At 46.2% G+C, this 14,396-nt stretch carries 12 protein-coding genes; 5 read left to right on the top strand and 7 right to left on the bottom strand.

The window, feature by feature from the left end; all coding sequences use genetic code 11:
• Positions 1-322: 322 nt before the first annotated feature.
• From BUA34_RS13175 to BUA34_RS13160, 4 genes are all read right to left on the bottom strand, one after another.
• The gene (locus BUA34_RS13175) at positions 323-1,069 is read right to left on the bottom strand and encodes a hypothetical protein (protein ID WP_072830341.1); all 747 of its coding nucleotides are present in this window, start codon (positions 1,067-1,069) and stop codon (positions 323-325) included.
• A gap of 155 nt (positions 1,070-1,224) precedes the next feature.
• Positions 1,225-2,766 (bottom strand): sodium/proline symporter PutP, encoded by a 1,542-nt coding sequence (gene putP, locus BUA34_RS13170; protein WP_072830339.1) that lies wholly within the window; start codon positions 2,764-2,766, stop codon positions 1,225-1,227.
• Positions 2,763-3,509, bottom strand: coding sequence for an NAD(P)H-binding protein (locus tag BUA34_RS13165; protein ID WP_072830337.1), 747 nt, complete (start codon positions 3,507-3,509; stop codon positions 2,763-2,765). Before BUA34_RS13165 ends, putP begins: the two co-directional genes overlap by 4 nt.
• Positions 3,509-4,585 (bottom strand): histidine phosphatase family protein, encoded by a 1,077-nt coding sequence (locus BUA34_RS13160; protein ID WP_072830335.1) that lies wholly within the window; start codon positions 4,583-4,585, stop codon positions 3,509-3,511. Before BUA34_RS13160 ends, BUA34_RS13165 begins: the two co-directional genes overlap by 1 nt.
• A gap of 294 nt (positions 4,586-4,879) precedes the next feature.
• Here BUA34_RS13160 and BUA34_RS13155 point away from each other — a divergent pair, with 294 nt between their 5' ends.
• Both BUA34_RS13155 and BUA34_RS13150 read left to right on the top strand, forming a co-directional pair.
• Positions 4,880-5,503 carry a GNAT family N-acetyltransferase gene (locus tag BUA34_RS13155; RefSeq protein WP_072830333.1) on the top strand — a complete coding sequence of 208 codons (624 nt, stop codon included), beginning with the start codon at positions 4,880-4,882 and terminating at the stop codon, positions 5,501-5,503.
• 324 nt (positions 5,504-5,827) lie between these two features.
• Positions 5,828-6,781 (top strand): hypothetical protein, encoded by a 954-nt coding sequence (locus tag BUA34_RS13150; RefSeq protein ID WP_072830331.1) that lies wholly within the window; start codon positions 5,828-5,830, stop codon positions 6,779-6,781.
• A 335-nt stretch (positions 6,782-7,116) separates the two neighbouring features.
• On the opposite strand, the gene BUA34_RS13140 is transcribed toward BUA34_RS13150, so the two are convergent.
• From BUA34_RS13140 to BUA34_RS13130, 3 genes are all read right to left on the bottom strand, one after another.
• Entirely contained in the window at positions 7,117-8,148 is a 1,032-nt protein-coding gene (locus BUA34_RS13140; protein ID WP_083579793.1) for a protein NO VEIN domain-containing protein, read from the bottom strand.
• A 108-nt stretch (positions 8,149-8,256) separates the two neighbouring features.
• Positions 8,257-8,931 carry a hypothetical protein gene (locus BUA34_RS13135; protein WP_072830325.1) on the bottom strand — a complete coding sequence of 225 codons (675 nt, stop codon included), beginning with the start codon at positions 8,929-8,931 and terminating at the stop codon, positions 8,257-8,259.
• Positions 8,928-9,587: a hypothetical protein gene (locus BUA34_RS13130; RefSeq protein ID WP_072830323.1), complete on the bottom strand. Its 660-nt coding sequence runs from the start codon at positions 9,585-9,587 to the stop codon at positions 8,928-8,930. Before BUA34_RS13130 ends, BUA34_RS13135 begins: the two co-directional genes overlap by 4 nt.
• Positions 9,588-9,801: 214 nt before the next feature.
• On the opposite strand from BUA34_RS13130, the gene rhuM reads away from it, so the two are divergent.
• The 3 genes from rhuM to BUA34_RS13115 all read left to right on the top strand — a co-directional run bounded on the left by rhuM (position 9,802) and on the right by BUA34_RS13115 (position 14,391).
• Complete coding sequence (gene rhuM / locus BUA34_RS13125) at positions 9,802-10,704, top strand: RhuM family protein (RefSeq protein WP_072830321.1); 903 nt, start codon at positions 9,802-9,804, stop codon at positions 10,702-10,704.
• A gap of 65 nt (positions 10,705-10,769) precedes the next feature.
• Complete coding sequence (locus BUA34_RS13120; protein ID WP_072830319.1) at positions 10,770-11,789, top strand: helix-turn-helix transcriptional regulator; 1,020 nt, start codon at positions 10,770-10,772, stop codon at positions 11,787-11,789.
• Between the two features lie 127 nt (positions 11,790-11,916).
• Positions 11,917-14,391 (top strand): glycogen/starch/alpha-glucan phosphorylase, encoded by a 2,475-nt coding sequence (locus BUA34_RS13115; RefSeq protein WP_072830317.1) that lies wholly within the window; start codon positions 11,917-11,919, stop codon positions 14,389-14,391.
• Positions 14,392-14,396: the final 5 nt, after the last annotated feature.

The raw sequence follows: 14,396 nt of genomic DNA, 5'->3' as shown, positions 1-14,396 counted from the left end.
AACTGCGCCTAAAAGGAATGAGCCCGGTACAATACCGGACTCATAACTCAATTTTATCCTAACTTTAAACTGTCCAACTTTCGGGGTTCGGTTCACAAAGGTGGTTTTCTTTTTTATATCGTAATCCGGACGAGGACCCGAGACCTCATGGGGCGCGATTTAAGCCAGGCGTTACGGGCTGGCGTCTGAAGCCCGTTAGAAGGGGTAGCGAAAGACTCGGCGCGATCTTCACAACAGAAATAGGCGACCCCGGCACAGAGGCCGGGGTGACAATGTAAGCCGAGGCTGAAGCGAGGGGGAAGCCTCCCCCTCCCACCTATTTCTAGAAAGACATTTTGAGATTGAGGTCAGCTATAATCGGGGTATCCGAGCCAACCACTTCTTCTTTGCCAAACACCGTCTTCGCAGAAGCCTGCACACAGACATTGGAGTTGACCGCATACTTCAAACCGGCATAAGGGAGAACAGCCATATCTCCTGTATAGCTCCTGCCAAAATTTTCCCCTTCATGAGTAAACTTGCCAATCATCATAAGCCCATCAGCACCGATGAACGGGGTCAATGGAATTCCCAAATTAAAATCGGCCTCAGCGCCAAAATTCAGCCTCAACGGAGGAGACACCTTGTCATCACCTCTAGTATTCACTTTAAGGCTCAATTCCGCACCGAAATCTACAACGCCAAGATTCTGGGAATACTGAGCACCAAAATTGAAGGACCATTCACTGTTATTGTAGGGGTCATTACTTATAGGGACTCGAACATCCAAGAATGCGTTCATCATCGGCAAAAACTGGTAGCGAGCCATAAATATAGGATTCGCAAGGCCGTTTTCGTTGTTCATGTTCAAATTCACATAATACGGGAGAATCACGCCCAATTCCAAATTCGGCATGACCGTATAACGGGAGCCGACATAAGGCGTGAGCTGCATCGGCTCACCCTGTTTGATAAATTCAGCACCGACTATGATTTCACCCTTGTGGTCTTCAAGGACAGGGAACTTGTCCCAAGTTGCAAAGCTTGCAGTCGCACAAAGCGTTGCAGCAAGGAAAGCCTTTTTCAACATATAAAATCTCCTTTTTTCTAACGAATTAATTTTTTCATCAGGGAATATACAAAACAAACAAATTACAGAAAAGTAATTCATTATACTTTTTCAAATAAGAAAAACCCGGTCCTTTTGAACCGGGCTAAATATTCAAATAGCAGTTGATTGACTAATTACAGTTTCATATCGCTCAGGCGAGTGCTTTCGACCCTGTCAAATTCCAGCTGGATTTCGGCAGAGGGTTCCTTGGTCAAAAGGCTCACGACGACGATTGTAACGAAGGAGAGGATAAAGCCCGGCACGAGTTCATAAATCTGGAAGATTTCGGCGGAGAATCCGGAAAGGTAGAACTTCCAGATAAACGTCGTAAGGCCACCAACGAGCATACCGCTGACAGCGCCAGCGAGAGTCGTGCGTTTCCAGAAGAGTGCGAGCAACATAATCGGGCCAAAGGTCGCGCCGAAGCCGCCCCAAGCAAAGCTCACGAGGCTCATCACCACATCAAGGAAGCTCTTGCCATGCTTCACGCCATCGGCACTCGGAGCGCCCTGCATAGCGACAATCACGGCGATAAGCGTAATGAGAACAACCACGCCGCGGCTCACCCACATCACTTCCTTGTTGCTTGCATTCTTGCGGAACAGGTGCTTATAGAGGTCGTTACTGAAAGCGGATGCAGACACGAGGAGCTGGGAGTCGGAAGTACTCATGATTGCAGCGAGAATAGCAGCCATGAGGATGGCGGCAATGGCCGGGTGGCAAAGAGCTTGGCAGAGAATCATGAAAATGCGTTCCGGGTCATCCACGGTGATGCCGTGTGCCGTCACGTAATAGCGACCGAGGAGAGCAATCATCACGACTGCAGCAAGGCAGATAATCACCCAAGTCATGGCGATACGGCGAGAATCCTTGATTTCTTCGGCGTTCTTGATGGACATAAAGCGCACGAGGATGTGCGGCATGCCAAAGTAGCCAAGGCCCCAAGCGAGGCTAGAAATAAGCGCGATAAGGCCAATGGACTTGCCCGTCGTTGCGTTCGTGAAAAGGCTCATCAAGTACGGATTCTGAGCGTTCACCGCATCCATCGTCGGGGCAAAACCGCCCGAGCCGCTCATGATCATCAGCGGAATCACGAGGACCGCGACAAGCATCATCGAAGCCTGGATAAAGTCAGTCCAGCATACGGCAAAGAAGCCGCCCATGAACGTGTAGCTCACCACCACGACTGCACCAAGGATAAGGCCCGTCGTGTAGTTCATTCCAAAGATAGTTCCGAACAACTTAGCGCAGGCGACAAAGCCCGAGACTGTGTAGAACAAGAAGAACGCGAGAATGAAAATCGAGGCAATCACGCGGATGATGCCCTTATTGTCGCGGAAACGGTTCGAGAAAAAGTCCGGGAGAGTAATCGAGTCGCCGCAGAAATGGCTGTACTTGCGGAGCCTGCGACCGACGATTTTCCAGTTGAAGTACGTGCCGATGACAAGGCCAATGCCGATCCAAGCTTCGGAAAAACCGCTCACGAACACGGCACCCGGAAGGCCCATTAGCATCCAGCCGCTCATGTCGGAGGCCTGGGCGGACATGGCAACCACCCACTTGTTCATGCCACGGTTGCCAAGGTAATAGGCGTTCAGGCTGTTCGCCTTGCGAGAGAAATATGCTCCGATGCCAAGCATCATTAGCAAATAAAGGATAAAGACGACTAACGTCATGAGACCTCCGAATTGTTTTTATAAAAATTAAAAAATTGGCGGTTATAGATAATGCGCTTGCCTTTTACACCATCGGTTGCACAAACGTGGTCTACGGGCGGCTTGAGCATGTTCGCCACAAGATGCGCGGCAACAGTCTCTGCAGGCACCGGGCGGAAATGCGCCGGCACCCATTCCGGGTGCGCCCCGAAAAGCTTTTGCATCAGTTCTTCGCCAAAGCGCTTGTCCTTGTGCTTTCCGAGGAGGAGCGACGGACGGACGAGCGTAAGAGAATCAAAGCCCATCATCGTGAGGCCTTCTTCGAGTTGCCCCTTTAGGCGATTATAGAAGAACGGCGAATGGGAATTTGCACCCATGGCGCTCACACACAGAAAATGCTTGACGCCTTGGCGCTTCGCAAGGGCTGCAAGCGTAAGCGGCAAACGCAAATCGACCTTTTCTTGAGCGGGCTTACTCCCCGCCTGCTTGAGCGTCGTCCCTAGGCAGCAAATCACCGCATCGCAGCCGGTAAAGTTCTTGCAAACGCTAGACGCCCATTGCTCTTCGGGCCTTGCACTCAAAAGTGCGTTAAAATCCACCGCCTCAAAATTGAACTTCGATACGCCATTAAAAATGCCCAACGCATTCAAGTCAGGGACCGAACGCACCAGGCAAAAAACAGATTCCACGTCATCTAAACGGGAAAGCAACTGAGCGACGCTCTTCCCGATAAGTCCTGTTGAACCAAGAAGAGCGACTTTCATTAAACACCTTCGTCCACTTCTTGGCTCGGAATCATCCAGCCAACCGCATCACCGCGAACCGGGAGTGCCGTCACTGCGCCAGCTTCATCAACAATCACGGCAATGCCCGACAAATAGTTGACCCAGTGGAACGGAGATTCATAAGCTTTCAAATTGATGGTCCGATTCGAGACAAACACAATCAGCGGTTCAACCAACATGTCATGGCTCACAAGCACACTCACGCGCTTCCAATTCGGCATGTTCGCTACAATAACTTCGTTCACGAACTGATTGCCGCGAGGATACAAATCGTAGAAATAAGTTGAAAGAGTTGCGCCAATCGTAGCGGCATAAGAGAATGGAACGCCATAAGAATATTGCGCAATGAACTTCGGATTTCCGCCCTTCTTAGAGACAAGCGCATCCAGCGAATCGCTAGGCACGGTCAAGAAATAACCACCATTAATGCCATCCCACGTCACGACTTCAGCGGTTTCGCCACGGCCTGCGGCAATGTTTTCGCAAGTTGCGCGGGTACGCAAGAAGTTTGTCGAAGCATAATAGAACGATTCATCGCCCACCAGCTTTTCACCGAGGGTCTTAGCCATTGTAATACCAATGGGAGTCAGCGTCGATTCTGTTCCCAAATTATTCTTTTGACGCTTGGAATGGCGAATCACAAAAGCAATCTTGCTAGTCTTGGGCACAGCCTTATAGACATCGCCCATATCATAGAAGCCATCGGCATCCGGAGCCAAAGCAAGTGTACCCGGAGTCGTTGCAAAAGTAAACGGACCGTTCACAACAGTCCCGGCAGAGCTCGACGACAAAGCGACATCGGACGAGCTTGTCGTGACAACAGGAGCAGTCTCCGAAGAACTAGAAGCATTAGCAATGGGGTTCGAATCAATTTCGCTAGAAGAGGACTGGGTATCGCCAGCTTGGCTTTGCGGCTGATCTACACTAGACGAAGAAACGGCCCCCGTATTCGGAGCAGCCGGGAAAGAGTTCGACGAATCGTCGCCACAACCGGCAAACATACAAAGCCCGACAAAAAGGGCGCTCACAAGATACTTAGCGGAAATATTTTTCATATTCAAAAATCCTCATATACTAACATTGAAATTTAGATTTTTCCGAAAAATTTCCTCGTAAAAGTTTCATAAACACGACACAACAACACCTAAAATTCGTGAATTGTCTGAAAAAAGCGCATTTTCGCCCCAAACACGGCAAAACTATGTATATTTAGGGCATCACTTTTATCAGAGGCTGGATGTTATCTAGTAAATACTGGTTCATTGTTTAGTGCCTTGGAAGACGAATGTTTTCAAGGCGGTCTTCCAAGGTGATTGTGCCTATTCACACAAAAATTTTGGAGATAAACAATGAAAAAATACACAATCCGCACGGAACAACCGCGCGACTTTAAAATCGTCGAAAATCTCACCCGAGAAGCATTCTGGAACGTTTACCGTCCCGGCTGCGTGGAGCATTTTGTCCTCCACCATTACAGGAACGACCCAAGCTTTATCCCGGAACTCTCGCTCGTCATGGAAGTTGACGGACAAATTATCGGACACGTGATGTACGCGTGGTCGAAAATCGATGCCGACGACGGACGCAAAATCCGCATGATGACCTTCGGGCCCATCAGCATCCATCCGAACTACAAGCGACAGGGATACGGCAAGGCGCTCCTCGACTATTCCATGGAACTCGCCCGCAAGATGGGCGCAGGTTGCCTGCTCATCGTCGGGAACATCGGATTCTACGGCAAGAGCGGATTTACGCCCGCTTACACCAAGGGCATCCGCTACGCCGACGACCCGAACAGCGACGCGCCATATTTTTTGTGCAAGGAACTCGACGAGGGATTCTTGGACGGAGTGACGGGCTCGTACAAAGACCCCGAGGGCTACTTCGTAACCGAACGAATGCCCGAAGAATTCGAGAAGTACGAAGCAAACTTCCCGCCTAAGGAAAAGCTAGTACTCCCCGGACAATTGTAATAGAAAACGCCCAACAAGAAACAAATCTTGATGTGCATTTTTTTGCAAATCAAGATTTTTTGCAACACAAGTATTCCACCCAACTTGAAGTCAAAAATTTTGACTTCAAGTTGTTTTTTGGGGTTCAAGGCCGAAAATTTCGACCTTGATTATTAACAATTATCAAATTTCTTTTCTAAGGCGCAAATTTTACACCTTAGAAGTAAAAAAGCAATTTGCATATTTTGCAAATTCCTAAAATTCTATTTTTCACTTTCTTTAAATTACGACATTATTTGTCGCAGTAAATGTCTATTTTTAGAGATATAACAAAAAGGAAAACCCATGAAAAAATCAAATTTATCCTTTGATTTGATAATTACACACATATCTAACAACGAAATAGATTACGGAATCATCTTTGGTCGTGATCATCAGAAAATTCTTATAATCAAAACAGATCTAGAAGATTCCGTTTATGGCTACAAAAGTGAATACATACAGTTCGCCTACGAACTGCGAGACTCATACGGATTCACGGTAGTGAGCGCATCGACACCATCTCCGAGCAATGTGGCTCCATCATCATCATGCAGTGATCAAATGGCTGAACTCGCATGTATCGTCTCGTCAGAAATCGGAATCACCGATGCGACCAAGATTTATTTCATAGGCATCTCTCAAGGAGCTACCGTTGGATGCTTAGGGCACACATCCTTTCCTCAGATTAGTCGTTTTTTGCTAATCAACCCTCAACTCGCATACTATACGAGAAAAATATGTCGAAGCGTCCAAAACTATGAAGGAGAAATGATGACGTTCGTTTTCGGAAAATTCGACCCATCAGCGCCTTTGGCAAGACACCTTAAATCGTACAAGCACAAAAACATCCACGCAGCAATCATTCCTGAAATTGATTACATCTTTTCGCGGAATTATTATCAGTTGCAAGACTTGGCGGAATCAACAATTTTACGAAAAAGATCATACATAAAGATTTTTGTTTACGGAAAATCCTTTGCTGAACTACCCAATTTTGCCAAAACGATTCTTGACTACATCATCAAAAACAAAGACGAAATTCTCGTTGGCGATAGCGATGACACGGATATACTCATACAAAAATACCTAGAATCAAAGGCTTACAACAACATAACCATTTATTGTAATGGAGATACCCCAAAAAACAACTTCGTGACTTCGGCAAAAATTCAGTCTTGTGCAGAAAGAACAAAATACTCCCAAATAAAGTTGCCGAATCCGTCTATCTACAACAGATGTCAGACGATTGCGACCTAATAATTTCAATTTTAGATGAAAAAGTATATTTGGCTTGGGATGGCGTTAACGACATTGTTGAAAAAAATATTAATTGCATTAAGGAATTAAATTTATCAGTTCCAATCGACATATCGTTAGGCACAAAACATTACGGACCATGGTATGTAAAACAAAGCGAGCCTAAAGCCTTCGAAATTATAGAAGAGGATTTCTTCTCAAAATAGATTTAATTTTATAAAATGGGCGCCATGAGAATTTGTATCGAGGTCAAAATATTTGACCTCGATAAATTTTCATTTTTCAGGATTCAACTGAAATTGATTCTATTGCATAATGCACTATGATTTAATTTCCTACTCCTTCCACGTTCCTTCGAAACAAAAAGGAATTAAGTCGAATAGCTTTTCAACATTTTGACGACGAATAACAATACAATCCGGCTCAGGATCTTCTAGTACATTTTTCACCACAAAAAGTCGCCATTTAGGATCGCTTATCATTTTTTCATATTCGTTTTTGGATAAGAAGAAATGATAATCATTCCGGCTTGTCCCCTTGACCTCTATATGGCGTTCCTTATCACCTTTAATAACAGTCAAGTCCCATCCGCAATTTTCTTTTTCCACGCTTTTAACAGAAAAACCTTTTTCTTCATAATATTCCGATGCTATTTTAACAGCAGTATCCTCAATCTCTTTTTTCATTTCTGTTTCTGGCGGAGTATATTTTTTTGGGGGGAGTACCGGAACATATGCAGTAGCATCTAGATTCTCATTTTCATCCTCGTCATTTAATTCATACTTTTCTGTTAATTTAGCAGCTTTATCCAATTTTTTGAATATATTTTCCCAACCAGTGATACCATCATGGAAAGCAGGCTTGAGATTAGTCGGAGTGAAACGAGCAATAGCAGAAATTTTAGAAGAAATACCTCCATTTTCCTTAGAAACAAGATCACCGCCGCCAGTCCTGAAGTACATGATCTTGTTGAACACATCAAGAAGAACCTTTTCACCATCTTTCCTAGAAACAGCAATGCCGAGGCGAACTAAGTTACGGAGGTAAATGTCAAACACAACTTTTTCAGGAAAGCCTTTAGTAAGGTCAAATTTCGTGCCCTTCTTAATAGGTCCTTCAACAACACCTTTTTCAACAAACCCGCCATTTTCAATAATCTTAATCAAGTTAGATTTCTGCTTTTCGAGGTGCTTAACAAGTTGGTTTCTATCCATAACGGTAATACCCGTCCACTTCGGACTAAAAATCGTGACAAAACCAACACCACTCGTGCGGCCCCACTTATTAGCATACTTAACGGCAACTTCAATCATTTGGTCTGCAAGTTCTTCAGCAATCATTCTGATTCTTTTATTACTTTCTTTCATAATTCATCATCCCCTTTTTAAAAGCAAGCCTTCTTTTAAATCTATACTCATATTCATCAAAAAACAAAGATTCTTATTCCAACTTGTAGTTTCTCAACGCATTCACTATCAAAAGCTCAACTTATATCGCACTTCAAATTGTTCCGGTCGGAACCGCACAACATCCTTGAAACTGTACAAACTCGCATCGGTATCATAGAGCAAAGCATCAAGTTCCCAAGTGACGCCGCCTTCAACAAATTTGTCTATAAGCATCATCTGCTTCCAGGCAGGAACATTGTAAGCCTTGTGGCGTTCGTGATGATCTTCGTTTGTATTTGCAAGAATGTTGATGGCATCCCAATTGACATACCAGAAAAGTAAATCGCTGATATATTCGTGTTCGCCCATGATGCTCCAATCGTTTGCGGGGCAAATTTCGGCTTCGAGTTCGTATTCTTTATACCACTCGTGTTTTTGCGCGACAAGCCCAGCGATGTCCTTTTTCGTGGCGTTGAAGGTGCGGTTGATTTCGTTATTGAGTTCACGAATACGCTGGTCAATCGTGATTAGCTTTTTCATGTTTGCGAATGTCCAGCGGAATTCCTTGTTCAATTTTTCTCGACGGTCGTTCAGGAATTCGATGTGAATTTTGGTATCGAATAGTTCCTGTTCCAAAAGGCTTTTGGGCATTTCTTTTTGCCACTGTTCAACGCAGCCGCGTTTGCGACCTTTATCGAAAACGCGATAGAATTTTTCGAGGATATCCCACCGCGGTGCACGTGATAAAATTCTAGTCATCATGGCTCCAGTTTTGTGTAGTCGGGAATCGGGAGGTCATAAGGTAAAAAGCGACTTTCGTCATCGCATTGGACTTCGTTGTTGAAAGCTCCAATGGCACACCGCCAATTATTTGATGGTTTTGGTTCAAAACCAAAATGTTTCCCCGATTTCAAAAACTTGACGAGCATCTTTTTCTCATTTTCATCCAGGAACCAAACCGATTTGTTGTACGATGCACCCAGTTCGTATTTAGGCTCCAAAAAAGAAATGCGGGCGCACTTGGTCGCAAGCCCACGACGCCAATGATTGTACAGAACAAAATACGGCTTTTTAAACGGTCCAATATCAATGATGGCTCTGATGTCAATATTCAATCGGTTACTCCAAGCGCCATTGCAAGAAATCATGTTGAATTCCGAAATTTGTAATTCACCCGCAGGCGAATAGATATTGATTCGGCGTTCGGACTCATATTCCAAATCATCGTTCACCGGGAGGAACATAATGGAAAAACTGTAGACGGGGCAATAGAAGTCGCCTTCCGTAACATACTCGCGCATAATTTTTTCAGCGGTGCGAAGTGATGTAAAAACACCCAAGTCGTGAACGACAGTATCGTGCCCTAAGCCGTTCGGCAGGATAGTCGCCGCCAATTGATAGATGTAATGCCCTCTCATAAAGCCTCTTTTAAGTTTTCTCGTAAAATTGTTATTCGCTAAAAATACTATTTTACTGCGACAAATAATGTCGTAATTTAAGTATAGGGAAATTTTTTCTCGCAGCTCTTGACAATTGTCATTTACGGATTTACATTTCTAGTGCTCATACGAGCATTTCACAGTTTTTTAAAGCCTCGCTGTTTTTGCGTGTCCGCGGGGGAAGGAGAAAAGGATGAACAATCATCAGATTGCAGTCATCAACAACGCCGATGGTGAAAAGAATGAAATCATCGTATATCAGCCAGAAGGGGGCGAATTTCATATAGAAGTTCGCGTAGAACAGGATACAGTTTGGCTAACTCAAGCGCAGATGGCGGAGTTGTTTGGTACAGACCGAACATCCATCACAAGACATATCAAGAATATTTACCAAACCAAAGAATTGGAAGAATATTCAACCTGTGCAAAAATTGCACAAGTTCGAACAGAAGGTGGAAGAAAAATTTCACGATCAATTCCTTTCTACAATCTTGATATGATAATTTCCGTAGGCTATCGAGTAAACTCAATTTGTGGTACTCAATTTCGCCGTTGGGCAAACAAAATCCTTAAAGAGCACATGCTTAAAGGGTTCAGCGTGAACCAGCGCCTTATTTCTCACGAAAACAAGCTGGAAAATCTTGATTCACGCATGATAAATCTCGAAAAACAGGTAGATTTTTTCGTAAAAGCGAAGCTTCCGCCAAAAGAAGGCATGCTACAAGCAAAAGCTTATTGGAGCGGCTATGAATTCGCAGTACAGCTAGTACGTTCCGCCCAAAAAGAAATTATCATCATTGATCCATTTGCAGACGATACAGTTTTGTCGCTTATGTTCAAGAGAGCCCCTGGAGTAAACGCAATTATCTATTCAGCCCGCATAAACCAAACAATGAAAGCCGAATGCGATAGGCTTAATCGACAATTGCCTCATGTAGATTTGCGAAATATGCGTGAAGTTCACGACCGATTTATAATCATTGACGATACGATTTACCATATTGGTACTTCTATCAAGGATTTAGGGAACTCGCTAACAGCTTTTTCTGTATTACAGTTCATAACCAAAGACGACTTGCTCAAAATGGTAAAGTAAATTTGCCACACATCATGTCACCATTTGTCACGATAAATATTTATATTAATCCGTAGAGGTTTATTATGGCAGAGAAAACTCGCGGGGAACGTACCGTTCAACTTTTTGCGCACTTGATTTCGAATCCAGACAAGAGCTATTCCATCAGTAATTTGATGGAAGTGTTGCAGATTCCAGAGGGAGAACGCCGCAATGTGCAGCGCGACATGAGCTTTCTCGTGTCCATGAACAACGGAGCGTACATACAAACGCACGGCAAAGGGCGTTCATTCGCCTATCAGTCCGCCATCAAGACGGCTGACCGCCTGCTGTTCCCGAATTTCGAAAACACGATGCTGCATTTCGTATTCTTGCAGCGCATTGCCAACATCTACCCCGCGACAAGCGAACTGATTTTCGCATTGCTTGAAAAGATCAACAAGACTCTGCCAGCAAGCGAACGAAAGGCGCTCCAGCAAGTTTCCGACGCCCTGAATACAAAAATTCTCTTTATGGGGACACCGCCTAATTTCGAGGAAGACGCGAGCGACAAACTCAAGACCATTTTGCGAGCCATTCACGACCACCGTAAAATCTTGGTGGAATACGCCACTCCTGAAAAAGTGGAAAAGAAAGTGCGCATTCCGCTGATGATCATCATTTATCAAAACGAGATTTACATCGGCTGCGAATCACAAAGCAATCCAGGCAAGACGTACGTTCTCAAGTTCCGTCGCATCAAGAGCATCGAACTCACCAAAGAAACATTCCAGGAAAATCCAAAAGTTATTGAAACGCTCCGCAAGCGCGTCATGCTCGGTTCCGCCATTTTAGGCACGCAAGACCCGAAAGCCGAAGATGTCGAAATAATTTTCGACCCAAGCGCCAAATTCTACCTTGATGAAAAGCCGTTCCACCGCTCAATGAAAGTCGAGGAGCTAAAGAACGGACAATTACGCGTCACGATGAAGGTCGAAGCGAACGAATTACTATACCGCTGGGTTCTTTCGTACGCAGATTCCGCCGAAGTCATCAAGCCTTATTCTCTCCGCAATCGCCTAAACGAATTTTCATACTTCCTCCACAGCACATACTCCCATAGATAGCCCACATCATTTACATATCCTGAAAAGGCTTACAACTATGGTTTACAGAATTAACGTATTGCAAATCTCGTAAAAATTTCTAAACTTTTCCTTGGATTGAATAAACAATACCAGGCAGGTTAGATTTATGGCTAAAACAACCAAGAACGCAAGTGATATCACAGTGCTCGGTACCGACGCGGAAGCCTTCCGCAAGGCATTTACCGATCACATCCACCACACGCTCGCCCGCAGCAACTACACGGTGACGGACCACGAAAAGTTCCTCGCCGTGGCTTACGCCGTGCGTGACCGTCTTGTTGACCGCTGGATCAAGACACAGAATACCTATTACGAAAAAGACGTCAAGCGCGTCTATTACCTTTCTCTCGAATTTTTGATTGGCCGTACGCTCGGCAACTCCGTGTTGAACCTCGACGTCGAAAGCGCCGTGACGGAAGCTCTTGACGAAATCGGCATGACGCTCGAAGAACTCCGCGAACAGGAAGTGGATGCAGGTCTCGGCAACGGCGGTCTTGGCCGCTTGGCCGCTTGCTTCCTCGACTCCATGGCAACGCTCGAACTCCCAGCAACGGGTATGGGCATCCGTTACGAATACGGTATGTTCAGCCAGAAGATTGTGAACGGTGAACAGGAAGAACAGCCGGACAACTGGCTGCGCCTTCCGAACCCGTGGGAAATCGCCCGCCCGGCAAACGCCATCAAGGTTCCGTTCTACGGTTACGTGGTGAGCTGGATGGACGAAAACGGTCGTCTCCGCAACCGCTGGGAAACGAAGGACTACGTGCTTGCCCTCCCCTACGACACACCGATTCCGGGTTACAAGAACAATACGGTGAACAACCTCCGCCTCTGGAGCGCGAAGTCCGCCGACGATTTCGGCCTCAGCTATTTCAACAACGGCGACTACATCGCCGCTGTGCAGGACATGGAACTTTCTGAAACGATTTCGAAGGTTCTGTACCCGAACGACTCCTCCATGAACGGTAAGGAACTGCGCCTCAAGCAGCAGTACTTCCTCTGCTCGGCCTCCTTGCAGGACATCATCAAGCGCTTCAAGAAGCTCCACAACAACGACTGGAAGCTTTTCCCGGAAAAGGTCGCCATCCAGTTGAACGATACGCACCCGGCAATTTCTATCGCTGAAATGATGCGCATCCTCCTCGACATTGAAAACCTCGAATGGGACGAAGCTTGGGACATCGTGACACACACGTTCGCTTATACGAACCACACGCTCATGCCGGAAGCTCTTGAAAAGTGGCCGGTAAGCTTGTTCGAAAAGCTCTTGCCGCGTCACCTCCAGATTATTTACGAAATCAACGCACGTTTCCTCCGCATGGTTTCCATGAAGTGGCCTGGCGACAACAACCGTCTCGCCCGCATGAGCCTTATCGAAGAAGGCGGCTGCAAGATGGTCCGCATGGCATATCTCTCCATTGTGGGTTCGTTTGCTGTGAACGGCGTGGCAGCACTCCACTCCGACCTTTTGAAGACGACGCTCTTCAAGGACTTCTACGAACTGTGGCCTGAAAAGTTCAACAACAAGACAAACGGCGTGACGCCGCGTCGCTGGGTCCGCAAGGCTAACCCGGCTATGTCCGAACTCATCTCTTCTAAGATTGGTGAATCCTGGGTCAAGGATTTGGACGATCTGAAGAAGCTCGAAAAGTTCGCCAAGGACGCAGCATTCCAGAAGGAATTCATGGCGGTCAAGAAGCAGAACAAGGAACGCCTTGCCAAGTACCTCAAGGCAACGCAGAATGTCGATGTCGACACGAACACGTTCTTCGACGTGCAGGTCAAGCGTATTCACGAATACAAGCGCCAGCTCTTGAACATTCTCCACGCCATCCACCTTTACATCCAGGTGAAGGACGGCAAGGAAATCATGCCGCGTACCATCATGATTGGCGGTAAGTCCGCTCCGGGTTACTGGATGGCTAAGCAGATTATCCGTCTTGCAAACGCAGTGGCAAGCATCATCGATGCAGACCCGGCATGCAAGGGCAAGCTCAAGATGGTGTTCCTCGAGAACTACCGCGTGTCCTTCGCCGAAAAGATCATTCCGGCCGCAGACCTCTCCGAACAGATTTCTACCGCCGGTACCGAAGCTTCGGGTACGGGTAACATGAAGTTTGCTTTGAACGGCGCTCTCACCATCGGTACGCTCGACGGCGCTAACGTGGAAATGAAGGAAGAAGTCGGTGACGACAACATCTTCATCTTCGGCCTCACTGTTGAAGAAGTGACGGACCTTCTCGCCAAGGGTTACCGTCCGCGCGACTTCTACGAACATGACGACGATCTCCGCCGCGTAATTGACCTTATCGCTTCTGGCTTCTTCAGCCCGGATCATCCGGAAACCTTCAAGCACATTGCTGAAAAGCTCCTGTCGCATGACCCGTACATGCTCTGCGCAGACTTCCGCAGCTATGTGGATATGCAGAAGAAGGTTGCTGAAGCTTACCAGGACAAGAAGCACTGGGCAGAAATGGCAATCCTCAACGTCGCTCGCATGGGCAAGTTCAGCTCAGACCGTACCATCAAGCAGTACGCCGAAGAAATCTGGAACGCCAAGCCGTGCAGCATTACGCTGTAAGCTTA

The sequence above is a fragment of the Fibrobacter sp. UWB12 genome (assembly GCF_900142485.1).
Classification (GTDB): Bacteria; Fibrobacterota; Fibrobacteria; order Fibrobacterales; family Fibrobacteraceae; genus Fibrobacter.
This window is presented reverse-complemented; position numbering and strand designations above follow the sequence as displayed.